General features: G+C 65.3%; 23 protein-coding genes and 1 tRNA gene. 11 read left to right on the forward strand and 13 right to left on the reverse strand.

The window, feature by feature from the left end:
* Window positions 1–109: 109 nt before the first annotated feature.
* From C8K14_RS15160 to C8K14_RS15175, 4 genes are all read right to left on the reverse strand, one after another.
* Entirely contained in the window at window positions 110–613 is a 504-nt protein-coding gene (locus C8K14_RS15160) for a hypothetical protein (protein ID WP_108350161.1), read from the reverse strand.
* 120 nt (window positions 614–733) lie between these two features.
* Window positions 734–931: an AlpA family transcriptional regulator gene (locus C8K14_RS15165; protein ID WP_107717285.1), complete on the reverse strand. Its 198-nt coding sequence runs from the start codon at window positions 929–931 to the stop codon at window positions 734–736.
* A gap of 71 nt (window positions 932–1,002) precedes the next feature.
* Complete coding sequence (locus C8K14_RS15170; RefSeq protein ID WP_107717287.1) at window positions 1,003–1,908, reverse strand: hypothetical protein; 906 nt, start codon at window positions 1,906–1,908, stop codon at window positions 1,003–1,005.
* 226 nt (window positions 1,909–2,134) lie between these two features.
* Window positions 2,135–2,211, reverse strand: a tRNA-Pro gene (locus C8K14_RS15175).
* 270 nt (window positions 2,212–2,481) lie between these two features.
* Between C8K14_RS15175 and yajC the strand changes: the two genes are divergently transcribed.
* From yajC to secF, 3 genes are all read left to right on the forward strand, one after another.
* Window positions 2,482–2,805, forward strand: a complete 324-nt coding sequence (gene yajC, locus C8K14_RS15180) for a preprotein translocase subunit YajC (RefSeq protein ID WP_022675251.1) — start codon at window positions 2,482–2,484, stop codon at window positions 2,803–2,805.
* Between the two features lie 77 nt (window positions 2,806–2,882).
* Window positions 2,883–4,481: a protein translocase subunit SecD gene (secD, locus tag C8K14_RS15185; RefSeq protein ID WP_022675250.1), complete on the forward strand. Its 1,599-nt coding sequence runs from the start codon at window positions 2,883–2,885 to the stop codon at window positions 4,479–4,481.
* Between the two features lie 17 nt (window positions 4,482–4,498).
* Complete coding sequence (secF, locus tag C8K14_RS15190) at window positions 4,499–5,476, forward strand: protein translocase subunit SecF (RefSeq protein WP_022675249.1); 978 nt, start codon at window positions 4,499–4,501, stop codon at window positions 5,474–5,476.
* A gap of 147 nt (window positions 5,477–5,623) precedes the next feature.
* Here the strand turns inward: secF and C8K14_RS15195 are convergent, their stop codons facing one another.
* A complete protein-coding gene (locus C8K14_RS15195) occupies window positions 5,624–6,820 on the reverse strand; it encodes a glycosyltransferase (RefSeq protein ID WP_199223746.1) in 1,197 nt (398 codons plus the stop codon).
* 98 nt (window positions 6,821–6,918) lie between these two features.
* A complete protein-coding gene (locus C8K14_RS15200; RefSeq protein WP_022676005.1) occupies window positions 6,919–7,491 on the reverse strand; it encodes a helix-turn-helix domain-containing protein in 573 nt (190 codons plus the stop codon).
* Window positions 7,492–7,707: 216 nt separating this feature from the next.
* Between C8K14_RS15200 and C8K14_RS15205 the strand changes: the two genes are divergently transcribed.
* Window positions 7,708–9,534, forward strand: a complete 1,827-nt coding sequence (locus tag C8K14_RS15205; RefSeq protein ID WP_233251101.1) for a DUF885 family protein — start codon at window positions 7,708–7,710, stop codon at window positions 9,532–9,534.
* A gap of 54 nt (window positions 9,535–9,588) precedes the next feature.
* Here C8K14_RS15205 and C8K14_RS15210 read toward each other — a convergent pair whose 3' ends face one another.
* A complete protein-coding gene (locus tag C8K14_RS15210; protein WP_107717289.1) occupies window positions 9,589–11,382 on the reverse strand; it encodes an ABC-F family ATP-binding cassette domain-containing protein in 1,794 nt (597 codons plus the stop codon).
* 107 nt (window positions 11,383–11,489) lie between these two features.
* On the opposite strand from C8K14_RS15210, the gene C8K14_RS15215 reads away from it, so the two are divergent.
* From C8K14_RS15215 to C8K14_RS15225, 3 genes are all read left to right on the forward strand, one after another.
* On the forward strand, window positions 11,490–11,792 hold the full coding sequence (locus tag C8K14_RS15215; protein WP_369801227.1) for a hypothetical protein: 303 nt from the start codon (window positions 11,490–11,492) through the stop codon (window positions 11,790–11,792).
* Window positions 11,793–11,937: 145 nt separating this feature from the next.
* Complete coding sequence (locus C8K14_RS15220) at window positions 11,938–12,612, forward strand: response regulator transcription factor (RefSeq protein ID WP_022676009.1); 675 nt, start codon at window positions 11,938–11,940, stop codon at window positions 12,610–12,612.
* A gap of 121 nt (window positions 12,613–12,733) precedes the next feature.
* Window positions 12,734–14,053 (forward strand): sensor histidine kinase, encoded by a 1,320-nt coding sequence (locus C8K14_RS15225; protein WP_107717415.1) that lies wholly within the window; start codon window positions 12,734–12,736, stop codon window positions 14,051–14,053.
* A gap of 67 nt (window positions 14,054–14,120) precedes the next feature.
* Here the strand turns inward: C8K14_RS15225 and C8K14_RS15230 are convergent, their stop codons facing one another.
* The 4 genes from C8K14_RS15230 to rph form a co-directional block, all read right to left on the reverse strand.
* Window positions 14,121–15,020, reverse strand: a complete 900-nt coding sequence (locus C8K14_RS15230) for a tyrosine recombinase XerC (protein WP_054130973.1) — start codon at window positions 15,018–15,020, stop codon at window positions 14,121–14,123.
* A 12-nt stretch (window positions 15,021–15,032) separates the two neighbouring features.
* Window positions 15,033–16,184, reverse strand: a complete 1,152-nt coding sequence (gene hemW / locus C8K14_RS15235; protein WP_107717291.1) for a radical SAM family heme chaperone HemW — start codon at window positions 16,182–16,184, stop codon at window positions 15,033–15,035.
* 146 nt (window positions 16,185–16,330) lie between these two features.
* Window positions 16,331–16,960: an RdgB/HAM1 family non-canonical purine NTP pyrophosphatase gene (gene rdgB, locus C8K14_RS15240; protein ID WP_107717292.1), complete on the reverse strand. Its 630-nt coding sequence runs from the start codon at window positions 16,958–16,960 to the stop codon at window positions 16,331–16,333.
* On the reverse strand, window positions 16,957–17,673 hold the full coding sequence (gene rph / locus C8K14_RS15245) for a ribonuclease PH (RefSeq protein WP_107717294.1): 717 nt from the start codon (window positions 17,671–17,673) through the stop codon (window positions 16,957–16,959). Before rph ends, rdgB begins: the two co-directional genes overlap by 4 nt.
* A 135-nt stretch (window positions 17,674–17,808) precedes the next feature.
* On the opposite strand from rph, the gene hrcA reads away from it, so the two are divergent.
* The 3 genes from hrcA (at window position 17,809) to C8K14_RS15260 (ending at window position 19,910) form a co-directional block, all read left to right on the forward strand.
* On the forward strand, window positions 17,809–18,885 hold the full coding sequence (hrcA, locus tag C8K14_RS15250) for a heat-inducible transcriptional repressor HrcA (protein ID WP_107717296.1): 1,077 nt from the start codon (window positions 17,809–17,811) through the stop codon (window positions 18,883–18,885).
* Window positions 18,882–19,448 carry a nucleotide exchange factor GrpE gene (gene grpE / locus C8K14_RS15255; protein ID WP_022677505.1) on the forward strand — a complete coding sequence of 189 codons (567 nt, stop codon included), beginning with the start codon at window positions 18,882–18,884 and terminating at the stop codon, window positions 19,446–19,448. The genes hrcA and grpE overlap by 4 nt, the downstream gene beginning before the upstream one ends.
* Before the next feature lie 210 nt (window positions 19,449–19,658).
* A complete protein-coding gene (locus C8K14_RS15260) occupies window positions 19,659–19,910 on the forward strand; it encodes a glycine zipper domain-containing protein (protein ID WP_022677504.1) in 252 nt (83 codons plus the stop codon).
* Here C8K14_RS15260 and C8K14_RS15265 read toward each other — a convergent pair whose 3' ends face one another.
* Both C8K14_RS15265 and C8K14_RS15270 read right to left on the reverse strand, forming a co-directional pair.
* Window positions 19,911–20,360 carry a vgr related protein gene (locus C8K14_RS15265; RefSeq protein WP_107717298.1) on the reverse strand — a complete coding sequence of 150 codons (450 nt, stop codon included), beginning with the start codon at window positions 20,358–20,360 and terminating at the stop codon, window positions 19,911–19,913.
* Between the two features lie 15 nt (window positions 20,361–20,375).
* Window positions 20,376–20,921, reverse strand: a complete 546-nt coding sequence (locus C8K14_RS15270; protein WP_107717300.1) for a copper chaperone PCu(A)C — start codon at window positions 20,919–20,921, stop codon at window positions 20,376–20,378.
* 178 nt (window positions 20,922–21,099) lie between these two features.
* On the opposite strand from C8K14_RS15270, the gene dnaK reads away from it, so the two are divergent.
* Window positions 21,100–23,007 carry a molecular chaperone DnaK gene (gene dnaK, locus C8K14_RS15275; protein WP_054130975.1) on the forward strand — a complete coding sequence of 636 codons (1,908 nt, stop codon included), beginning with the start codon at window positions 21,100–21,102 and terminating at the stop codon, window positions 23,005–23,007.
* The last annotated feature ends 55 nt before the right edge of the window (window positions 23,008–23,062 follow it).

A 23,062-nucleotide genomic window follows, 5' to 3' on the forward strand; every position in this document is an offset into this window, starting at 1 on the left:
CTGAGACCCGCAGAAAAAGGCTCTGCACATGTGCGTGGGGTGTGTAGTCCTATAGGCGGCGCGATGCGAAGCATCGTGGCTGGCGGATGGCTTTTGCCGTGGGGCCATGTCAGGCATCGTTGTCTCCCTCGGGCTTCCTGGCGGGAGACGCGAAGGCGTGGATCGCCTGCGCTGCCTTAGCGTCGGCGTCAGCGCGATCGGCAAAGGGGCGCTGCGGATGGGCAGGCAGGAATTTGAGCGGGGTCTGGCCGCGCCATTCCTCCACGGCGGCATCGACTGCCGCGCGCAATTTCTCATAGAGGTCGTGGGCGCGCACTGGGTCGATATGCGCCCATTCCAGCTTGCGATAGATATAGGCGCCCAGCGGGAAGTCCTGCCCGTCGATGGTGATCGCTGGGCCTTCGAACTGGACTTGATACCGCGCGCCCCGGAAGCGTTCGAACAGCGGGCGTTCGAGATAGAGCCAATCGAGAATGAACGACCGATAGGCCCGGCCATCCGCGCCCGGGCGGTTGAGCCGCCGCAGGAAGGCCTCATTCATGTCCCTGGCGATCTTGTCCTGGAAGGCTTCGGACGCAAGGATGCTCTCGATCAAAGACGGTTTGTCAGTCATGGCAGTCTCCGCGCGGCGAAGCCTCGCCTCGCCGCGAAAGTGGATTTGGGGAGGGGCATGGACGCAGGCGAGGGCGGTCCCACCCATCAGGTGGGCAGGGGCTGTTCGTGCGCTTGCGGCTCAATATCGGCGGGTTTGCAGCCCGTTCAGCCAGTCTTCGATGTCACCCGAACGCCAGCGAATTTTTCCCGCGCCGATATTGCACGGGCAGGGGAAGGTGCCATTGCGGGCACGACGATAGAGCGTGGTGCGGGATTTGAAGCCGGTGACGTTGAGCACGTCAGTGACGGTGAGAAGTTGCTCGCGATTCGTAACCACGGCGGCGTCCTTTCATTCGTTGGAATGCAAGGCGTGCCAGACGAGGGCCTTTATGCAATTCAGAGCCCCATTCACGGAATTTCATTCAGTGGCAAACTGCGCAAAAAGCGTTGGAAGGGAGGGTAATTGCCCGAATGCACCTTCTCCAGCATGCTGCGGCTATAGCCTTCTTTTTCAAGCTCTTCCTTCTTGCTCTCAAAGCCCTTTCCTGCGAATTCCGGGCGGCGAAAGGCGACGATCAGGTTCAGCACGTTGCGAAAGGCCGTGGCATCTGAGCTAGTGCCCTGGGCATGGTCCAGAAGCCATTGGTGGATCGCTTCAAAGCGGGCTGTATCGTCAAGGTCGATGAGCGTTTTGGACGAAAGCTCGGTCGCGGCGACCATTCCGCGTATGTCGATCAGTATTTCGCCACCCGGGACAGGGCGGCGTCTGATAAGAAGCCAGTCCGTTGGGTTGGTGGAAAGGACCAGCAATTTGCCGCCATCAGCGGCGAAGCATTTCAACCAATCGGCGGCAAGCTCGCGCATCGTACCATCCGGCAAACGCTCGGCTACGCCAAATCTTCCGCCCGCCGCCCGGTTGCAAAATTCCTCCAGGTTAAGGATGCGATCCCGTTCGTCCGGGGTGGCGTTCTGGATCAGGGCTTCAAGGCGCGGCTCTTCGCTGCGATAAGCCCGGCGCATCGTGTTGCCGATCAGCCAGCCAGCTGGCAGGACGGGGGGCAAGGCCAGCAAGGCAGAGATGGGTTGAAGCGCCAGCCAGATGGCGCATGCCAGCAAACCGCCCGCTGCTGCATAGGCTGCCAAACGCCAATATCTGTTTTTGGCAGATCGGCGCGCGGCACCATACCAAGCCGCGTAAGCCTTGGTGCCAATCAGCGCCTCGGGCGTCAGGCTCGCATCAAGGTTGCAAAAGCGGGCAAAGGCAACGGCTGCCCTCTGATATTTGAGATAGTCGCCTTGCGCCGTGTCAGCCAATCCCGTTCGCCTTCCAGAATGCAATGCGGCGCATCCTAATGGCTCTGGCGTAGGGTCGCAATTGACGACGAGAGCCTCGGCAAGGCCGATTCCGAAGCGGCAAAAGGGCAGCTTTTGCGGAAGGGGCGAAATTTTTTTGAGAAGCGATCTGCACCACCAGCGCACCACCAGAAGGTTTTTGCTGGTCCCCCGGAGGGGTGGAATATCGCCTAAGTTACTGAAATATTGGTCGGGACGAGAGGATTCGAACCTCCGACCCCCACACCCCCAGTGTGATGCGCTACCAGGCTGCGCTACGTCCCGACCGGTGGGGCGCCTCTAAGCGGAACGTTTCGGGATGGCAAGCCCCTTGCACGGCATCTTTTTGCGCCGGCCGGGAAATGCCTGTGGATTGTGATGCGCGCAGGGCACGGCGATCGGGGTGCGAAAGGCGCGCCGATGGCGCTTCATTGCCTTGCCTTTCCCAAACTGCTAGCAGCCGCGGCCAATTGCAACAATCGGGGGAAGGTGCGGCCACACGTGCCCCGCCGGGGGTTGTAAACCCTTGTCTCCGATCCCACGAACGGTTCTGTCATGCTCAGCCTTCTCTCCGCCGCCGCCGCCAATGCGGCTTCGCCGCCCGCCTACCTCCAGTTCCTGCCGCTGGTGGCCATGGCCGTGATCTTCTATTTCCTCATCCTGCGTCCGCAGATGAAGCGCCAGAAGGAACACCAGCAGCGCCTGGCCGCCTTGCAGAAGGGCGATTCCGTGATCACCGCCGGCGGCCTGCTCGGCAAGATCGTGCGGATCGACGATGCCTATGTCGATCTGGAACTGGCCCCGGGCGTGCGCGTCAAGGCCGTGCGCTCCACCCTGGGTGAGATCGTGCAGCCCGGCGACAAGCCCGCCAACGACTGACCGTTACCGGACCCTGGCCGATCTCGTTGGTCCAACCACATAGATTTCTGGCCCGATAGATTTCTGAAAGCCCGATCATGCTCGATTTTCCGCGCTGGAAGGTACTGATGCTATGGGGGGTGACCATCCTGGTCGCCCTGGCATCATTGCCTTCGCTGTTTACGGTCTCTGGCCTTGCCTGGCCCTCGGCCCTGCCTTCGCCCACGATCAACCTGGGCCTGGACCTGGCCGGTGGCAGCCACATCCTGCTCGAGGCCGATCCATCGCAAGTGCGCGAGCAGCGGTTGGAAGGCATGGAGGAATCCGTCCGCAACAAGCTGAAGACGACCGATGCCACCATCCGCATCAGCGACATCAGCAACAACAACGGCAGCCTGACCTTCCTGGTTGACGATGTCACCAAGGTGGACGCCGTGCGCGAGGCGATCCTGCCACTGACGTCGGGCGCGGGCCTGACCGGCCAGCGCGACTGGAACATCCAGGTGGTGGACGGCAACCGCTTCGTCCTCACCCCCACGCAGGAAGGCATCGACCAGGCCGTGAGCCAGGCGATGGACACCGCCGTGGAAGTGGTGCGCAAGCGCATCGACGGCCTGGGTACCAAGGAACCAACGATCCTGCGCCAAGGCGCGCAGCGCATCGTGGTGCAGGTGCCGGGCCTGCAGGACCCGCAGCAGCTCAAGAGCCTGCTGGGCCAGACCGCCAAGCTCGAATTCAAGCTGGTCGATCAAAGCGCGCTGCCGTCTGACCTGGCGCGCGGCATTGCCCCGGCCGGCAGCCAGATCCTGCCGTTTGCCGATCCCAAGCAGGGCGTGCCGATCGCGGTCAAGCGCCTGGGCGGCATTCGCGGCGACGAACTGACCAACGCGCAGGCCGGCAACAACCCGCAGACCAACGAACCGGTGGTGAATATCACGTTCAACACCGAAGGCGGCGCCAAGTTCGCCAAGTTGACCACGCAGAACGTGGGCAAGCCCTTTGCCATCATTCTCGATGGCAAGGTGCTGTCGGCACCCAACATCAACGAACCGATCCTGGGCGGCAGCGCGCAGATTTCCGGCCACTTCACCGCTGAAAGCGCGGGTCAGCTGGCAATCTCGCTGCGCTCTGGCGCCCTGCCGGTCGATCTCAAGGTCGTGGAAGAACGCACGGTCGGTCCTGACCTTGGCGCCGATTCGATCCGCAAGGGCGTGATCGCCATGGCGGTCGGCACGCTGGCCCTGGTGGTATTCATCATCGCCACCTATGGCCGCTTCGGCGTCTATGCCTGCCTTGCGCTGGTTATGAACATGCTGATGATCCTGGGGGTCATGGCCACGATCGGCGCCACGCTGACGCTGCCAGGCATTGCCGGCTTCGTGCTCACCATCGGCGCCGCGGTCGACGCCAACGTCTTGATCAACGAGCGTATCCGCGAAGAACGCCATCGCGGCCGCCGCGTCGTGGCGGCGGTCGAAACCGGCTACAAGGAAGCCAGCCGCGCCATCTTCGATGCCAACGTCACCAACGTGATTGCGGCCGTACTGATGGCCAGCTTTGGCTCCGGCCCGGTCAAGGGCTTTGCCGTGGTGCTGATGATCGGCATTGCCACCTCGGTCTATACCTCGATGTGGCTCACCCGCATGTGGGTGGCGCAATGGCTGCGCCGCGCCCGCCCTGCCGATCTCAAGCTGTGACAGGGGAGCGATAACCCATGAAACTTTTGAAGCTCGTTCCCGACAACACCAACATCCACTTCCTCAAGTGGCGCGTGCCGTTCTACCTGGGCAGCCTGCTGCTCATGGCCGCCTCGCTTGGCCTGGTGTTCACCAAGGGCCTGAATCTGGGCGTCGATTTCGTCGGCGGTCAGATGATCCGCGTGACGTTCGAGCGCAGCGCCGAGGCGCCGGTGGCCGACCTGCGCAGTGAAGTGGCCAAGCTCGGCTATGGTGAGCCGATCATCCAGCGCTATGGCAAGCCCAACGAAATCTCGATCCGCATGAAGCTGCCCGAGGGTTCGGAGCATGATGCCGCGCAGTCTGACAAGATGGCGCGCACCATCACGGCCGATATCAAGAGCCACCACACCGATGCGCGGATCGACGGCATCGATTCGGTTTCCGGCAAGGTGTCCGGCGAACTCAAATGGGACGCGTTCAAGGCGCTTGGCCTCGCCGCGCTGGCTGTGGCCGCCTATATCTGGATCCGCTTCGAATGGCAGTTCGGCGTCGGCGCCCTGTTCAGCCTGGTGCACGACGTCACGCTCACGCTTGGCATGTTCGCGCTGACCCAGATGGAGTTCGACCTCAACATCGTGGCGGCACTGCTCACGCTGATTGGCTATTCGCTCAACGATACGATCGTGGTCTACGATCGCGTGCGCGAAAACCTCAAGAAGTATCGTAAGATGCCGCTGCCCGAACTGCTCGATCTGTCGGTCAACGAAACGCTGGCACGCACCATCGTCACGTCGCTGTCGATGCTGATCACGCTGGTGGCGCTGCTCGCGTTTGGGCCGGAAGTGATCTTCGGCTTTACCGCCGCCATCACCCTGGGCATTTTCGTGGGTACCTACAGCTCGATCTACATGGCTGCGCCCATCCTGATCTGGCTCAAGGTCAATCCCAAGAGCTTCGTGCCCACCGAAACCGCGCTGGAAAAGCAGGAGCGCCTCGCGCGCGAAGGCGCCTGATTTTTGGCGATTTAATGTAAGGTTTCGCACCACCCCCAACCCCCTCCTCTGAAGAGGAGGGGGCTTTTTTATGTCTTACTCCCCATCCTCTTCAGAGGAGGGGGGCGGGGGGTGGTGGGAGCCACAACCTAGGCGCAAGTGGCGCGCTCAGCCCGCGACAACCTTGCCGTAAACATCAGCCAGCATTGCGGCGTTGTTTTCCCAACTGAACCGCGCGGCGCAGGCCGCAACCGCTTCGGGTGCGCTGGGCTGGGAAATGAGGGCCGCCAGCGCGCGGGCAATCGCGGCAGGCTCGCGGGCGGCAATGCGCCCGGCGGCCGGCGCCATCAGCACTTCGCGCGCGCCGCCGATATCCGGAATTACCAGCGGCGTGCCGCAGGCCAGCGCCTCGATCCACACGTTGGCCAGGCCTTCGCGTTCGGACGGCAGCACCATCGCGCTGGCGCCGGCCATCAGCACCGGCATGAAATCGTGGCCCAGTGCGCCCATGAAATGCACGCGATGCGCCACGTCCAGCTGGCGGGCCAGCGCGCGCAGCGCCGCCTCGTCGGGGCCGGTGCCGGCCAGGGCCAGGCTCACCCCTTCCATGCCGGGTTCGGCCAGGGCCTTGATCGCCAGGGCCTGGCCCTTGATCGCGATCAGCGCGCCGACGCAGGCCACCAGCGGGCCGTCGGCGGGAATGTGAAAGCGTTCGGCCAGGATTGCGCGCGATGCGGCGCGGGGGCGGGGGTGGAAACGGCCGTGATCAAGCCCGGTATAGTGCACGGTGATGGCGCGTTCGGGCAGGCCCAGATCGGCCATGTCGTCAGCCAGCGCCTGTGACACGCTGAGCAGCGCCCCGGCGCCCTGGGCCGCGGCGGTCATCTGGCGCAGCGCCTCTGGCCGATGTCCCCATACGTGAATGTCTGATCCGCGCGCCTTGATGGCATAGGGCAGGCCGAGCGCATCGGCGATCCGCGCGGCGGCGGGGCCATCGGGATAGAAGAACTGCGCGTCCACCATGTCGAACGGCCGCTCGGCATGCAGCCGCCGCGCCAGCGGCAGCACCGCACGCACGATCAGCGCCGGGTTCAGGCGGCCCGAAAGACCCGGCAGCAGGCGAAACCGGGGATGATGCACCGGCACGCCGCTGCGCCGTTCCATCGGCGGAATTCCCAACAACGGGCGATAGACACGCGGCATCAGTGCGCCGGGCAGGGGGGGCAGGCCGATCGGATTGATCACCGTCACGTCCCAATCGGGCCGCGCGGCCAGCGCTTCCATCTGCCGCGCCACGAACCGGCCAAAACCGGGCCGAAGCGAGGCAGGATAGAGCGTGGACAAGCTGAGCAGGCGCAACGTCATGGCTCAGGGCGTAGCGCGAAAATGCTGCGTGTGCGAGGGCAAGCGTACCGGAATGGACACAAAGGGCCTGGAGGGCCAGATATTGCGGCGGATTGGCGTCAGAGTGGGCGAACCAGAACTTCGGCCACGGCAATCCACGCCGGGCGATCGATCACCAGTTGCCGTTGACCAGGCCCGGGCGGGAGCAGCGCCACGCGGCCATCGCGATGGTCGATCATCCGGCCAAAGGCAAAGCGCCCGCCCGGCCGCGGCGCAAGCACATCGCGGTTGAGACCACGGCCGATCTCGGCGGCGTCGAGCCGGCGCAGCCATACCTGGTCACCCGCCCGCCAATCACCCGCGCTGGCTTCCACAGACAGCGCCATCAGCCCCTCGCGCCCCAGCAGCGTGTCGGGCAATTGCGCCAGGATCGGGGTTGGCACCGGTTCGGCGCCGACCGGGGTGAGGCGCGCCACGACATGTGCCTGCGCGTCGTCTCCCGCGCGCACGAGCAGTTCGGGATCGATGCCCAGGGCGGCGCCGATCCGGTTCATCCACTTGAGTGAAAGCGATCGGGTGCCGGTTTCCAGGCGGCCGATCGTTTGCGCCGTAGTGGCGGGATTACAGCGCGCGGCAACGTCGGCCAGCGTAAGCCCCTTTTGCCTGCGAATTTCGCGAATTCTGTTGATCATCGGGGATGGTCCACATCTACAGGCGTGAGGTGTTATGCTTTCTTACCCGTAATTTGGACGGCAGGGCAAGCATCCTTGCACAATTGATCACGAGAACCGGCGTTGGTCGATTCATATCGTGATTTGGTCGATTGCCGTATCATTTTGATTGTCGCTGCACGGTGGCCGTGGCACCTCGTCTCACTTGAAACAAAAAGCCAGGGAGCGACCCTTTAGATGATGCACGGTTTGGAACGACGCGCCTTCCTTTCGCTGGCTGGCGGCACCATGGCGGGTGGCCTGCTGGCCGGCATGCCGGGCTTGGCTTTCGCCCAAGATACTGGCGACGCAGCATTTGTTTCCCTGCTCGATCGCATTTTCTGGTCCAGCCTGTTGATCGAGCCGGAACGCGCGACCGGCCTTGGCCTCGATACCGGCGTGCGCGCCATGCTGCGCCACCGGCTCGACAGCGCCGGGCAGGGCGGCCGCGAAGCCAGCCTGGCGTTTTATCGCGATGCCCGCGCTGCGGTCGCCGGGTTCGATCCGGCCGGATTGAGCGCTGCCAACAAGCGCAATCGCGCCATCGTCCTGCATCGCCTGGGTGACCAGTTGAGCGGCGCTGCCTTTGATATCGATGATCCGCAAACGCCGTTCACTATCGATCAGCAGCGCGGCGCCTATTTCTCCGTGCCTGATTTCCTCGATAACCAGCATCCGATCGAAAAGCTCGACGATGCCGAGGCCTATCTCGATCGCCTGGCCGCGTTCCCGGTCGTGCTTGATGATCAGACCGCCGAAGTGGCGCGCCAGGCCGGCTTGGGCCGCATTCCCCCGGCCTGGGCGATCGATCTGGCGCTGGGCCAGATGGGCAAGCTGCGCGGCGTGCCGGCTGGCGAAAGCGGGCTGGTCACCTCGCTGGTGCGGCGCGCCCGTGAAAAGGGCCTGGCCGGCGATTGGCAGGGCCGCGCCACGGCGATCGTCAAGGACAAGGTCTATCCCGCGCTCGATCGCCAGATCGCGCTGCACCGCCGCCTGCGTGGCAAGTCGGCGCCCGGCGATGGCGTGTGGCGCCTCAAGCGTGGCGATGACATCTACGCCGCCGCGCTCGCCAGTGCCACCACCACCACGCTCAGCCCCGAGCAGGTGCACAAGATGGGCCTGGAGCAGGTGGCCGATATCACCGGCCAGCTCGATACCGTGCTCAAGGCGGCCGGGCACACTACCGGCACCGTGGGGGAGCGGCTGTCCGCGCTCAACCGCGCCAGCGACCAGCTCTATCCCGATACTGCGCAGGGCCGCACCGATCTGATCGCGGGGCTCAACAAGAGCGTGGCCGCGATGCGCGAAAAGCTGCCGCGCGCCTTTGCCGATATCCCCAACGATCCGCTGGTGATCCGCGCCGTGCCCACCGATATCCAGGATGGTGCGCCCAACGGCTATTACAACAGCGCCCCGCTCGATGGCTCGCGGCCGGCGATCTATTGGATCAACCTCAAGTCGGTGAACGACTGGCCCAATTATACCTTGCCCTCGCTCACCTATCACGAAGGCATTCCCGGGCATCATCTCCAGGGTGGCTATGCCCAGGGTGGCGGTGAGCTGCCGTGGATTTTGCGCGATTACTTCATTTCCGCCTATGGCGAGGGCTGGGCGCTCTATGCCGAGCAGCTGGGTGACGAACTGGGCGGTTATAACGGCATCGAACGTGCCGGCTATCTCCAGTCGTTCCTGTTCCGCGCCGTGCGCCTGGTGGTCGACACCGGCATCCACCACTATCGCTGGAGCCGGGAAAAGGCGACGGCCTACATGGTCGAGAAAACCGGCTTTACCCAAGCGCGCAGCCAGCGCGAGATCGAGCGTTATTGCACGATGATCGGCCAGGCCTGCAGCTACAAGATCGGCCACACCGCGTGGGTCGCCAACCGCAAGAAGGCGCAGGCGGCGCTGGGCGACAAGTTCAGCCTGCCCTGGTTCCACGCCGTGCTCAAGGAAGGCTCGATGCCGCTCTCGATGCTCGAAGCGCGGATCGACGAGCGCATTGCGGAGCGTTTGCGCAGCGCCTGATCAACACGGGAGCCGGGTGGCCTTGTGGCCGCCCGGCTCCCGTTGCCAGAACGTTCAGGCGCCTTCGACCTGTTCGGCCAGTTCGAGCCAGCGTTCCTCGGCCGCTTCCTTTTCCCCGCGCGCCTTGGCTACGGCCTCGCTCAGCGCGGCAAAGCGCTTGGGATCGCGGCTATAGAGCGCCGGATCGGCCAGCGCGGCTTCATCGCGCGCGATCGCCGCATCGAGTTCCTCGATGCGCTTGGGCAGCATTTCGTAGTCGCGCTGGTCCTTGTAGGTCAGCTTGGCCTTGCGCGGTGCCGGTGGCGGCGGGGGAGGGGCCGCCTCGGCCACCTTGCTCGCGCCCACCTTGGGCTGGGCGGCCAGGCGCGCCTTGCGCTGGCGCTCCCAATCGGCATAGCCGCCCACCACGATATCGACCTTGCCCGAGCCATCCATGCCCAGGGTGATATTGACCGTGCGATCGAGAAAGTCACGGTCGTGGCTGACGATCAGCACGGTGCCCTCGTAGTCGCCGATCACTTCCTGCAACAGGTCGAGCGTTTCTAGGTCGAGGTCGTTGGTCGGCTCGTCGAGCACCAAGAGGTTGGAGAACCGCGCAAACTCGCGCGCCAGCAGCAGGCGCGAGCGTTCGCCGCCCGAAAGCGTGCCCACGCGCGCTTCGACCAGGCCGGGATCGAACAGGAAGTCCTTGAGATAGCCGTGGATATGCTTGCGCACACCGCGTACGTCGATCCAGTCGCCGCCTTCGGCCAGCACATCGCGCACACGCTTTTCCGGCGCCATCAGGCTGCGCTGCTGGTCGATCACTACCCCGGTCAGCGTCTGGGCCAGCGTGACGCTGCCTTCGTCGGGCGCCAGTTCGCCGGTCAGGATTTTCAGCAGCGTGGTCTTGCCCGCGCCGTTGGAGCCGACCAGGCCGATGCGGTCGCCGCGCTGGATACGCAGCGAAAAGTCCTTGATGATCGTGCGATCGCCAAAGCGCTTGGTCACGTGGTCGGCCACGATCACCGACTTGGTCTTGCTGTCGTCGCTGGCGATGGCGAGCTTGGCCGCGCCTTGCGGGCCGGTCATCGCGGCGCGTTCGGCGCGCATTTCGTGCAGCTTTTCCAAGCGGCCCATGTTGCGCTTGCGCCGCGCGGTGACGCCGCGATGCAGCCAGTGCTCCTCGATCTTGAGCTTGGCATCGAGCTTGTCGGCCGCGCGCGCCTCTTCGGCGTGGACCTGCTCCATCCACGCTTCATAGCCGCCAAAGCCCACTTCCTTGCGGCGCAGGCTACCCCGGTCGAGCCACAGCGTGGCGCGCGTCAGCCGCGTCAGGAAGGTACGGTCGTGGCTGATCACCACGAACGCGCCGTTGAAGCGTTGCAGCCAGTCTTCCAGCCATTCGATCGCCGCCAGGTCGAGGTGGTTGGTCGGCTCGTCGAGCAGCAGCACATCGGGATCTTGCGCCAGGGCGCGGGCCAGCGCCGCCCGGCGCCGCTCCCCGCCCGAGGCGTTCTGCGCTTCGCGCGCCAGGTTGATGCCCAGCTGATCGGCGATGGCTTCCACTTCGTGCGGTTCGGGCGCATCGGGCCCGTGCAGCGCGAAATCGCGCAAGGTGGCAAAGCCCTTGAAGAACGGGTCCTGCTCCAGCGTCACCACGCGCGCGCCGGGCTGGACCGAACGCTTGCCCTTGTCGGCATCGATCGTGCCGGCAATTAGTTTGAGCAGGGTGCTCTTGCCCGCGCCGTTGCGCCCGATCAGGGCGAGACGGTCACGCGGGGCGATTTGGATGTCGAGGTCCTGGAAAAGCCAGCCGGTGCCTTGATGCAGGCCCAGCCCTTCCCAGCTCAGGATTGGTGCTGCCATAAGCCCCTGCGCTTAGCGGCGGGCTGGCCACAGGTCCACCTGAACATGGCGAAACGGTGCTATTCACAACTTGTTCAATAGGATTGTTGCATGCACAAGGCATGACGATGCTCCGCCGCCTTCTCCTTGCTGCTGCCAGCGTGCTGGCCCTGGCTGCCGCCGCACCAGCGGCCAACGCCCAGATTCGCAACGAACAGGACCGTGCCCGCCAGGATTTGGCAGCCGGCCATGTGCGCTCGCTGCGCGAGATCGAGGCGCGCGTATTGCCGATGATGCGCGGCGCCCAGTATCTCGGGCCTGAATACGATCCCCAGGCGCGGGCCTATCGCTTGAAATTTATTCGCGAGGGCCGGGTGGTGTTCGTCGATGTCGATGGCCGCACTGGCCAGGTCATGGGCGAATCGCGCTGATATCCCCCGCCGGTTACACGGCATGATGCGCCACGCGGGAACCGTTTCTTGACCGTTCAGGTTCCTGTCGCCATCTAACCTCCATTCCAGCACGTTCGCGCCGCCCGTCCATCCGGGCAGCCGGCGCCAGAAGGGGCCAATTGCCATGCGTATCCTGATCGTCGAGGACGAACCGACCCTGGGGCGGCAGCTCAAGTCCACGCTCGAGCAGAACGGCTATGCCGTGGACCTGTCGACCGATGGGGAAGACGGCCACTTCCTTGGTTCGACCGAAGACTATGACGCGGTGATCCTCGATCTGGGCCTGCCCGAAATCGACGGGCTCACCGTGCTGGGCATGTGGCGCAAGGAAGGCCGCAAGTTCCCCGTCCTCGTGCTCACCGCGCGTGACAGCTGGTCCGACAAGGTTGCCGGCCTCGATGCTGGCGCTGACGATTATCTCGCCAAGCCGTTCCAGACCGAAGAACTCATCGCCCGCCTGCGCGCGCTTATCCGCCGCGCCTCGGGCAATTCCTCGTCCGAACTGATCGCCGGCGATGTGCGCCTCGATACCCGCTCGGGCCGCGTCACCCTGCAGGGTGAGCCGGTCAAGCTGACGGCGCAGGAATACAAGCTGCTGTCCTATCTGCTCCACCACAAGGGCAAGGTGGTCAGCCGCACGGAATTGATCGAACACATCTATGACCAGGATTTCGATCGCGATTCCAACACCATCGAAGTGTTCGTCACGCGCATTCGCAAGAAGCTGGGCGCCGATGTGATCACCACGATCCGGGGCCTGGGCTACAGCCTCGACGATCCGGCGGCCGTGCGCGGATAAGGGCTGCGGCGTGAACCGGCTGGCCCGCCTCCTGCTGCGGCTGGGCTTCGGGCGCCACCGCGCCGAAGCCGCCGCTGCCACGGCAGGCGGGCGCCAGCACACCGGCTCGCTGTCGCGGCGCATGCTGCTGATCGCGTTTGCCTGGGTCACGGTGCTATTGCTGGGCGGCGGGCTGGCCCTTGATCGCACGCTGACCGGGCTGGTCACCCGCAATTTCGATGACCAGCTCAACTACATGCTCACTGCCATGGTCGCTTCGGCCGAAATCGGGCCCGATGGGGAGGTGTTCTTCAACCGCACCCTGGGCGACCAGCGCTTTCTCGAACCCAATAGCGGCCTCTATTGGCAGATTTCGGGGCAGGGGCATGACGATTTCCCCTCCCGCTCGCTGTGGGACCGGACGCTGAAGCTGCGCGCCGATCACGTCGACACCGCGCCGCACATCTACGATTCCAACCAGTTTGGCGATAACGAGCGGCTGCGCATGATCGAACGCTCGGTTATCCTGCCGGGCAGCAACACGCTGTGGCAGTTCTCCGTGGCGGCCAGCCGTGGCGAACTCGATGCGCAGATCACCCGCATCCGCGCGATCCTGGTCTGGTCATTCCTGGTCTTGGGCATGGGCCTGTTCATCATGGCTGGCCTGCAAACCTATTATGGCCTGGGTCCGTTGCGCCGCGTGCGCCGCGCGATTGCCGCCATGCGCGAAGGCGGCGCATCGCGCGTGAACGAGCCGCTGCCTCTGGAAGTCCAGCCGCTGGTCGAGGAAATCAACCTGCTGCTGGCCCATTCCGAAAAGCAGGCAGAAGAGGCGCGCACCCATGCCGGCAATCTCGCCCATGCGCTGAAAACGCCGCTGACCGTAGTGATGAACGCAGCCACCGCCCACGCGCCCGACCTGTCCGACACGGTGATCCGCGAAGCGGCGGTGATGCGCCGCCAGGTCGATCACCATCTCGCGCGCGCCCGCGCCGTCGGCCGGCGCGCCACCGGCCTGTCGCGCGCCACGGTATGGGAAAGCGCCGATGCCGTGGTGCGCGCCGTCACCCGGCTCTATGCCGATGTGCGCTTTGACCTCGATGGCAACCGCGAGGCGGGGGTGGCAATCGAGCGGCAGGATCTGGACGAGATCCTGGGCAACCTGATCGAGAACGCGGCCAAGTATGGCGGCGGATCGGTGTTCATCACCATCGACGCCGTGCCCACCGATCCGCGCTTTTGCGATATCTGGGTGGAAGACGACGGCATGGGCATACCCGAGGCGGAGCGCGAGCGGATTTTCGACCGTGGCGCCCGGCTCGATACCGGCAAGCCAGGCACGGGCCTCGGCCTGGCCATCGTGCGCGACGTGGCCGAACTCTATGGCGGCGCGGTGACGCTGGGCGAAAGCGAAGACCTGGGCGGTCTGCTAACGACCCTCAGATTGCCCCGCGCCAAATAAAAGATCCTCCCTCCGCGCCAGCGGGGGAGGGGAACCGCCTGCAAAGCGGGTGGTGGAGGGGGGTGAGCTACTCCCCCCGCTCGCGCGGATGGGCATTGCGATAGGCATCGAGCAGCGTGGCGGCATCCACCCGCGTATAGATCTGCGTGGACGACAGGCTGGCATGGCCCAGCAATTCCTGCAGGCTGCGCAAATCGGCTCCGGCGCCCAGCAGATGCGTGGCAAAGCTGTGGCGCAGGGCGTGGGGCGTGGCTGTGGCCGGCAGGCCCAGGGCCACGCGGGCGCGTGCCATCGCGCGCTGCACCAGGCCGGGCGAGAGCGGCCCGCCCTTGGCGCCGCGAAACAGCGCGGCGTCGCGCTCCAGCGGCCAGGGCACTTGCGCGGCATAGTCGGCCACCGCCTGGCGCACCGCCGGCAACAGCGCGATCACCCGCTGGCGCCCACCCTTGCCGGTCACCACCAGCCGCTCGCCCAGCGGCAGTACGCTGGCGGGCAGGGCCAGCGCCTCGGCAATGCGCAGGCCGGCGCCATAAAGCAGCAGCAGCACGGCGCGGTCGCGCGCGGCGATCCAGGGCGCGGCCTCGTCGGAAACCATCTCGGCCAGGGCCACGGCATCGTCGGGTGAAATCGGGCGGGGCAGGCCCTTCTTCACGCGCGGCCCACGCAGGCGCGGCGCTACGGCATCGGGCAGGCCGGCCTGGGCGCGGGCAAAGGCCAGGAACGCCTTGAGCGCGGAAAGCTCGCGCGCGGCAGAGGTATTGACCAGGCCCTCCGCGCGCCGCTCGGCCAGATGCTGGCGCAGGCGCGGGGCATCGAGCCGGGCCAGGCTGGCCCAGTCCTGCCCGGCGGGCAGAGCATCGAGCAGGCGCTGCGCGGTCTTGTGATAGGCGCGCACGGTGTGGGGCGATCGGCGCAGCGACAGCGCCAGGTGATCGTGCCAGGCAATCAGCAGGTCTGCCCGGTCCATGCCGCTTTTCCCTCAGCCTACCAGCTCGGCCGGCACCAGTTCGGCCAGCAGCGCATCGAGCAGCGGCATCCCCGCCTCGGTCACCACCAGCCGCGTGCCCTCGTCGCGCAGCAGGCCGCCACGCGCATGGAACGCGCGCTTGGACGGGTCGATCAGCGCGCTTTCCGCCAGGCCAAAGCGGCGGGAGAGGGCGGCGACATCCACCCCTTCATCCAGGCGCAGGCCCATCAGCAGCGCTTCGCTGGCCTGTTCGGTCCGGCCCAGCGCGCGTTGTTCCACCAGGCCATGGCCTTGCTCTGCCACCGCGCGCAGATAGTTTTCCGGCTTGCGATGCCTGACCGTGGCAGTTTCCAGCCGCCGGCCATGTGCACCCGGCCCGATCCCGGCATAGTCGCCATAGCGCCAATAGGTCAGGTTGTGGCGGCTCTGCTCGCCCGGTCGGGCGTGATTGCTGATTTCGTAGGCGGGCAGGCCGGCCGCGGTCATGCGTTCGCGGGTCAGCGCAAAAAGGTCGGCCGCGGCATCATCGTCAAGCGGGGTAAAGCGCCCTTCGCGCACCAAAGTGGCAAAGCGCGTGCCCGGTTCGATCGTCAGCTGATAGAGCGACATATGCCCGGTGCCCAGCGCCAGCGCCCGTGCCAGTTCGGCGTCCCACGTTTCCGGCGTGTGGCCCGGCCGGGCATAGATCAGGTCAAACGTCACGCGGGCAAAGTGACGCTGCGCCACGTCCAGTGCCGCCAGTCCCTCGTCTGCATTGTGCAGCCGGCCGAGGAAATGCAGCGTCTCGTCATCCAGCGCCTGGAGGCCCAGCGACACGCGGTTTATCCCCGCATTTGCCAGCGCGGCAAAATTGGCAGCTTCCACCGATGATGGATTGGCCTCCAGCGTGATCTCGATATCGCTGGCCAGGCGCCAGTGCTGCCCCGCCGCTTCGATCAGCCGCGCCACAAGCGCCGGCGGCATCAGCGATGGCGTGCCGCCGCCAAAGAAGATCGAGGTCAATTCCCGCGCCGGCAGCAGCGCCGCCTCGTGCGCCATGTCGGCCAGCAGCGCGCTTTCCCATGCCGCCATGTCGGTCTTGGCGCGCACATGGCTGTTGAAGTCGCAATAGGGGCACTTTGCGAGACAGAACGGCCAATGGATATAGAGCGCGAGGGGGGGCATTTGTTCTCCGGGAAATCGTGCGCAAGGCTTCACACCACCCCCAACCCCTCCCCTAAAGAAGAGGGGGCTTTTTCGGGTCTCGCTCCCCCCCTCTTCAGAGAAGGGGGTCGGGGGGTGGTGGGAAGCCTGACGCAACCCAGCCCCTTCTACCCCGCAAACTGCGCGGCGACCAGCTTGGCAAAGGCATCGGCGCGATGGCTGATGGCGTGCTTTTCGGCCGGATCGAGTTCGGCAAAGGTGCGCGTATCGCCCACCGGCACGAACACCGGGTCATAGCCAAAGCCCAGCGTGCCGCGCGGCGGCCAGGTCAGCGTGCCATCGGCCCGCCCTTCATAGCTGACCGCTTCGCCATCGGGCCAGGCAATCGCCAGAACGCAGGAAAACCAGCAGTCGCGCGGGGCATCCGGGCCCAGCTCGGCCAGCTTGCCCTCAACCTTGCCCATTGCCATGTACCAGTCGCGGCCGGGCCCGCCTTCATAGGGCGCCGCTTCCGCCCAATCGGCGGTATAGACGCCGGGCGCGCCGCCCAGCGCGGCCACCGAAAGCCCGGAATCGTCAGACAGCGCCGGCAGGTTGGCCGCGCGGGCAGCCGCGTGGGCCTTGATCAGCGCGTTTTCCACAAAGGTCGTGCCGGTTTCCGCCGGTTCGGGCAGACCAAGCTCGCCCGCCGACAGGCATTCCAGGCCATAGGGAGCCAGCAGCGCCTGGATTTCGCGCAGCTTGCCCTTGTTGTGCGTGGCGATGACCAGCTTGCCGGGGGCGAGCGTGCGGCTCACCGCGCCACGGCCTTTTCCTGCGCGGCGAAGATGTCGGTGCAGCCCAGGCGCGCCAGGCGCAGCAGGCGCAGCAGCGCTTCCTCGTCATAGGTCGCGCCTTCGGCGGTCGCCTGCACTTCGGCGATGTGGCCGCCTTCGATCAGCACGAAGTTGGCATCGGCATCGGCCGAGCTGTCTTCGATATAGTCGAGATCGAGCACCGGCGTGCCCTTGACGATCCCGCACGAGATCGCCGCGACCTTGCGGGTCAGCGGATCGTCCTGGATCGCACCGGCATCCATCAGCTTCTGCACCGCCAGGCGCAGCGCGACCCATGCGCCCGAGATCGAGGCCGTACGGGTGCCGCCATCGGCCTGGATCACGTCGCAATCCAGCGTGATCTGGCGTTCGCCCAACTTCTTGAGATCGGTCACGGCGCGCAAGCTACGGCCGATCAGGCGTTGGATTTCCTGGGTGCGGCCCGATTGCTTGCCCTTGGCCGCCTCACGGCTGCCACGGGTGTGGGTGGCGCGGGGCAGCATCGAATATTCCGCCGTCACCCAGCCTTCACCCTTGCCGCGCATGAACGGCGGCACGCGCTCTTCCACCGAGGCCGTCACCAGCACCTTGGTGTCGCCAAAGCCGATGAGGACCGAGCCCTCGGCATGCTTGGTGAAGTTGGTCTCGATGGTGATCGCCCGCATCTGATCGGCGGCGCGGCCGGAAGGACGCATGTTGAGGTTTCCTTGCAAGGGTGGGTGCCAGAATTGCGCGCTGCCTTGGCCGATTGCGTGATGGCCCGCAAGCAATTCCGCGCGGCATGCAATTCCCTTGAGCCTTGGGCCAAGGCTTCTACATATGGCTCTGGTATGAACGGCTCCACGCTTACCGATCTGTCCAACCGCGCCCGCGATATCTTCCGCCTGGTGGTGGAGGGCTATATCGCCTCGGGCCAGCCGGTTGGCTCCAAGACGCTGGCTGGCGCGGGCGGGGTCAATCTGTCGCCCGCCTCGATCCGCTCGGTATTGCAGGAACTCCAGGACGCCGGGCTGCTGGCCGCGCCGCACACCAGCGCCGGGCGCATGCCCACCGAAATGGGCCTGCGGCTGTTCGTCGACGGCATCATGCAGGTCGCCCAGCCGAGCGAGGCCGAACGCGCGCAGATCGAACGCGGCCTCAAGCGCACCCGCGCGCAGGGCGGCACGATCGAGGCGGCCCTGGCGGCGGCAACCTCGGCGCTGTCAGAGCTTTCGGCCGGGGCAGGGGTGATCATGGTGCCGCGCCGCGAACCGCGGCTGATGCAGCTTTCGTTCGTATCGCTGTCGCCCACGCGCGCGCTGGCCGTGCTGGTGGCCGAAGACGGTGGCATCGAAAACCGCGTGATTGACCTGCCGGCGCCCACCGCGCCCTTCATGCTGGAACAGGCCTCCAACTATCTCACCGCGCGTCTCGCCGGCCGCACCCTGGCCGAGGCAGTTGCTGCGATCCGCGCTGAAATTGCCGGCGGGCGCAGCGCGCTCGATGCTGCCAGCGCCGATCTGGTGCAGCGCGGCCTGGCAGTATGGAGCATCGACGCGGCCCAGCGCCCGGTCCTGGTGGTGCGCGGCCAGGCCAACCTGCTGGATGAAGCCGCGCTCGGCGATATCGAGCGGGTGCGCCTGCTGCTCGATGAACTGGAAAGCGCCGAGGCGATTGCCGGCGTACTTGATGCCGCGCGCGAGGCGCAGGCCACGCGCATTTTCATCGGCAGCGAGAACCGCCTGTTCTCGCTTTCGGGGTCTTCGGTGATCGCTTCGCCCTGGCGCGACGGCGAGGGGCGGGTGGTCGGTGTAGTGGGGGTGATCGGGCCAACGCGGTTGAATTATGCGCGCGTCGTCCCCATGGTGGATTTCACGGCCCAATCCTTGGGCAAACTTATCGGACAAGACGGATTTTCACGCAAATGACGGATAACGAGACGCGCCCGCAAGATGCAGAGCTGGAAGCCGAACTGGCTGGCGTGCCCGAGGATTTGAAGGAATCCGGCGCCGCTGGCCACGATACCGAGTTGGCGGCCCTGCGCGAATCGCTCGAGGTGGCCAAGCAGGACGTGCTCTATGCCAAGGCAGAGACACAGAACGTGCGCCGCCGCATGGAAAAGGACATTGCCGATGCGCGCGCCTATGCCGCCACCAGCTTTGCCCGCGACATCCTGTCGGTGGCCGACAACCTGGCCCGCGCACTGGAAACCATCCCGGCCGACCTGCGCGAGGACGACAAGTTCAAGAACCTGGTCACCGGCCTGGAAGCCACCGGGCGCGAGATCGAAAAGGTTTTTGGCAACCACGGCATCAGCCGCATCGCCGCCAAGGGCATGCCGCTCGACCCGCATCAGCACCAGGCTATGATGGAAGTGCCCTCGGCCGAGCATGAACCCGGCACCGTGGTGCAGGAACTGCAGGCCGGCTACACCATCAAGGACCGCCTGCTGCGCCCGGCCATGGTCGTGGTGGCCAAGAAGCCGGATTGATAGCGTAAGATTTCCACCACCCCCAACCCCCTCCTCTGAAGAGGAGGGGGCTTTAGAGTCAAAGTCTTAACTCCCCATCCTCTTTAGAGGAGGGGGTCGGGGGGTGGTGGAACCCTCGCACCGCAAACCCAGCAACACGCTGTTAAGGAACCAAACCCCGTGCTCCATCGTAACCTCTTGTGACAACGGGAGGCAGATGGAGCAGATCTCATGGGTAAGAAGTTCCTGATCCCCGCCGCCATTGCGCTTGGTGCCCTGTCGCTGGGCGGCTGTGCGCGCAACTATGCCGGTGAAGGTGGCCTGGCCGGGGCTGGCGTCGGCGCCGCGGTAGCCGGCATTTCCGGCGGCAATATCGGCACTGGCGCAGCGATCGGCGGCGCTGTGGGCGCGGCCGCCGGCTCGCAGGTCAAGAAGGATTGCTGGCGTACCGACGCCGATGGCCGCAGCTATCGCGTCTGCTGATCAGAACGGCAGGACTGCCCGATAGGCCGCCAGCGGTGGCTTGTCGGGCAGTGCCATGCCTTGCGCCAGCAGGAAGGCGTGGCGCGCTATTTCCGCCTGTTGTTCCAGGCCATAGCGGGCAAACGGCTTGCCCGGCACCAAGTCATAGGCATAGCGACAGAACGGATGGCGCTGCAGGGGCAGAAAGACGCCCCGCTGCCATTGCCACACGTGGCACAATTCGTGGATCAGAAGCCCTTGCAGGCTGAGGTGCTCTTGCGCGAAATCGGCTGACCAGAAATCGGCGCCGGGGTGAAAGTGGATGTGCCCCATCGGCGCCATCACCACGTTCACCCCTTGAAACGGCCACCAGCGGCGGCGCCGCACTTCCACCCGCTGCCAATCGATCGCCGCACCATAGACGCTGCGTCCTAGCGCCACTTCGCCCGGCGTCAGCTTGCGCGCGACCATGATGGCGCGCTGGCCTCACATATGATCCATGTGGTCCATGCTGCCGCCGGCTGCGGCTGCGGCTCCAGCTGCTGCGGCGGCGCCGGGCGCGACGACCTTGGCCTTGGTCGTTGCCTTGTCACCGTTGTCGAGGGTGATGGTGAGTTCGGTCACCCCCCCGGCCTTGAGCGTGGGGGCGAGGTCGAACAGCATCACGTGGTTGGCACCGGGCTTGAACTCCACGCTCTTGCCCGATTGCAGCGGCACCGCCTTGAGCGGCGACATCTGCATCATGCCATCCTTCATCGCGCTTTCATGCATTTCCGCGCGGCCCGCGCCTTCGACATGCACGGCGACCAACTGGCGGTCGGGCCCGCTGCCCTGCGCCAGGGTGAAATAGGCAACGCCCGGATTGCCGGCCACGGCGGGCAACTGCACGGTTGCATCGGTCAGCGTGGTGCCCGGTGCGTTTTCGGGCGTGGCATCGAGGCTTGCGGCAACGCTGGGGCTTTCCTGCGGCGCAGGCTTGCTGCATCCCGCCAGGGCAAGACAGGCCATGCCGGCCAGAACAGGTGCGCGCATGCGATGCGATCCTTCTTTTCAAGCGAGGTGAAAATGTGACACAGCCATAGCACGCGCGGGGCTTGTGCCAAGCGCAAGCGCACCTATATCCCGCCCGTAACGAGCCGCCAAGGTGGCGCCTGCCCACAAGGGGGACGCCCGATTAAGCGGTGTCAACACGCGAAGGATATGGGGAAACATGGCTAAAGTTATTGGTATCGACCTCGGCACGACCAACAGCTGCGTCGCGGTGATGGACGGGGGCACGCCCAAGGTCATCGAGAATTCGGAAGGCGCGCGCACGACGCCTTCGATCGTGGCTTTCACCAAGGACGGTGAGCGCCTGATCGGTCAGCCGGCCAAGCGCCAGGCCGTGACCAACCCTGACAACACGATCTTTGCGGTCAAGCGTCTGATCGGCCGTCGTTTCGACGATCCGCTGACCCAGAAGGACACCCAGCTGGTGCCCTACACGATCACCAAGGGCAAGAACGGCGATGCATGGGTTGCGGCCGGTGGCCAGGATTACAGCCCGTCGCAGATTTCGGCCTATACCCTTCAGAAGATGAAGGAAACCGCCGAAAGCTACCTGGGCGAAACCGTGACGCAGGCAGTGATCACCGTGCCGGCCTACTTCAACGACGCGCAGCGCCAGGCGACCAAGGACGCCGGCCAGATTGCCGGCCTTGAAGTGCTGCGCATCATCAACGAGCCGACTGCGGCCGCGCTGGCCTATGGCCTCGACAAGCAGGACGGCAAGACCATTGCCGTGTACGACCTTGGCGGCGGCACGTTCGACATCTCCATCCTCGAAATCGGCGATGGCGTGTTCGAGGTGAAGTCCACCAACGGTGACACGTTCCTGGGCGGTGAAGACTTCGACACCGCGCTGGTCGAATACCTGGCGGACAAGTTCAAGGGCAAGGAAGGCCTTGATCTGCGTGGCGACAAGCTTGCCCTGCAGCGTCTCAAGGAAGCGGCGGAAAAGGCCAAGATCGAACTGTCTTCGGCCCAGACCACCGAAATCAACCTGCCCTTCATCACCGCACGCATGGAAGGTGGCAGCACCACCCCGCTGCACCTGGTGGAAACCATCACCCGTTCGGACCTCGAACGCCTGGTCGGCAAGCTGATCGAGCGCACGCTCGAGCCCTGCCGCAAGGCGCTGGCCGATGCCGGCCTTTCGGCCAAGGACATCGACGACGTGGTGCTGGTCGGCGGCATGACCCGCATGCCCAAGGTGCGCGACGTGGTGAAGGACTTCTTCGGCAAGGATCCGCACACCGGCGTGAACCCTGACGAAGTCGTGGCCATGGGCGCGGCCATCCAGGCCGGCGTGCTCCAGGGCGACGTCAAGGACGTGCTGCTGCTCGACGTGACCCCGCTTTCGCTGGGTATCGAAACGCTGGGCGGCATCATGACCAAGATGATCGACCGCAACACCACGATCCCGACCAAGAAGAGCCAGGTCTACTCGACCGCGGAAGACAACCAGCAGGCCGTGACCATCCGCGTGTTCCAGGGTGAACGCGAAATGGCGCAGGACAACAAGCTGCTGGGCCAGTTCGACCTGCTCGGCATTCCGCCCGCACGGCGCGGCGTGCCCCAGATCGAGGTGACGTTCGACATCGACGCCAACGGCATCGTCAACGTTTCGGCCAAGGACAAGGGCACCGGCAAGGAACAGCAGATCCGCATCCAGGCATCGGGCGGCCTGTCCGACGCCGATATCGACCAGATGGTGCGCGATGCTGAAAAGTTCGCGGCTGACGACAAGAAGCGCCGCGAGGCGGCCGAGGCCAAGAACAACGCCGAAAGCCTGGTCCACGCCACCGAGCGCCAGCTCGAAGAGCATGGCGACAAGGTTGACGCGGGCCTCAAGGCCGAAATCGAGGCAGCCCTGGCCGAAGCCAAGACCGCCATCGAAAGCGGCAATGCCGAAGACATGACCGCCAAGACCCAGGCCCTCACCGACAAGGCGATGAAGCTGGGCCAGGCGATCTATGAAAAGGAACAGGCCGGTGCCGCCTCTCCGGGGGCTGAAGCACCCAAGGACGATGGCGTGGTCGACGCCGAGTTCTCGGAAGTGGACGACACCAAGGCTTGATCTGCAACATAACCCCCTCTCTTGCCACGCATGGTGGCAAGGGACGGGGAGAGGG

Origin of the sequence: Novosphingobium sp. GV079, from assembly GCF_003058045.1 — a bacterium.
Taxonomy (GTDB): domain Bacteria; phylum Pseudomonadota; class Alphaproteobacteria; order Sphingomonadales; family Sphingomonadaceae; genus Novosphingobium; species Novosphingobium capsulatum.

Excerpts from the sequence above, each read along its gene's own strand:
- hemW (WP_107717291.1), bottom strand. The coding sequence starts at position 16,184 with ATGCCCCCCCTCGCGCTCTATATCCATTGGCCGTTCTGTCTCGCAAAG.
- secF (WP_022675249.1), top strand. The coding sequence starts at position 4,499 with ATGAAACTTTTGAAGCTCGTTCCCGACAACACCAACATCCACTTCCTC.
- C8K14_RS15270 (WP_107717300.1), bottom strand. The coding sequence starts at position 20,921 with ATGCGCGCACCTGTTCTGGCCGGCATGGCCTGTCTTGCCCTGGCGGGA.
- hrcA (WP_107717296.1), top strand. The coding sequence starts at position 17,809 with ATGAACGGCTCCACGCTTACCGATCTGTCCAACCGCGCCCGCGATATC.
- C8K14_RS15225 (WP_107717415.1), top strand. The coding sequence starts at position 12,734 with ATGCTGCTGATCGCGTTTGCCTGGGTCACGGTGCTATTGCTGGGCGGC.
- grpE (WP_022677505.1), top strand. The coding sequence starts at position 18,882 with ATGACGGATAACGAGACGCGCCCGCAAGATGCAGAGCTGGAAGCCGAA.
- rph (WP_107717294.1), bottom strand. The coding sequence starts at position 17,673 with ATGCGTCCTTCCGGCCGCGCCGCCGATCAGATGCGGGCGATCACCATC.
- secD (WP_022675250.1), top strand. The coding sequence starts at position 2,883 with ATGCTCGATTTTCCGCGCTGGAAGGTACTGATGCTATGGGGGGTGACC.
- C8K14_RS15195 (WP_199223746.1), bottom strand. The coding sequence starts at position 6,820 with ATGACGTTGCGCCTGCTCAGCTTGTCCACGCTCTATCCTGCCTCGCTT.
- C8K14_RS15230 (WP_054130973.1), bottom strand. The coding sequence starts at position 15,020 with ATGGACCGGGCAGACCTGCTGATTGCCTGGCACGATCACCTGGCGCTG.
- C8K14_RS15210 (WP_107717289.1), bottom strand. The coding sequence starts at position 11,382 with ATGGCAGCACCAATCCTGAGCTGGGAAGGGCTGGGCCTGCATCAAGGC.
- C8K14_RS15215 (WP_369801227.1), top strand. The coding sequence starts at position 11,490 with ATGCTCCGCCGCCTTCTCCTTGCTGCTGCCAGCGTGCTGGCCCTGGCT.
- C8K14_RS15220 (WP_022676009.1), top strand. The coding sequence starts at position 11,938 with ATGCGTATCCTGATCGTCGAGGACGAACCGACCCTGGGGCGGCAGCTC.
- dnaK (WP_054130975.1), top strand. The coding sequence starts at position 21,100 with ATGGCTAAAGTTATTGGTATCGACCTCGGCACGACCAACAGCTGCGTC.
- C8K14_RS15160 (WP_108350161.1), bottom strand. The coding sequence starts at position 613 with ATGACTGACAAACCGTCTTTGATCGAGAGCATCCTTGCGTCCGAAGCC.
- C8K14_RS15200 (WP_022676005.1), bottom strand. The coding sequence starts at position 7,491 with ATGATCAACAGAATTCGCGAAATTCGCAGGCAAAAGGGGCTTACGCTG.
- yajC (WP_022675251.1), top strand. The coding sequence starts at position 2,482 with ATGCTCAGCCTTCTCTCCGCCGCCGCCGCCAATGCGGCTTCGCCGCCC.
- C8K14_RS15205 (WP_233251101.1), top strand. The coding sequence starts at position 7,708 with ATGATGCACGGTTTGGAACGACGCGCCTTCCTTTCGCTGGCTGGCGGC.
- C8K14_RS15265 (WP_107717298.1), bottom strand. The coding sequence starts at position 20,360 with ATGGTCGCGCGCAAGCTGACGCCGGGCGAAGTGGCGCTAGGACGCAGC.
- C8K14_RS15260 (WP_022677504.1), top strand. The coding sequence starts at position 19,659 with ATGGGTAAGAAGTTCCTGATCCCCGCCGCCATTGCGCTTGGTGCCCTG.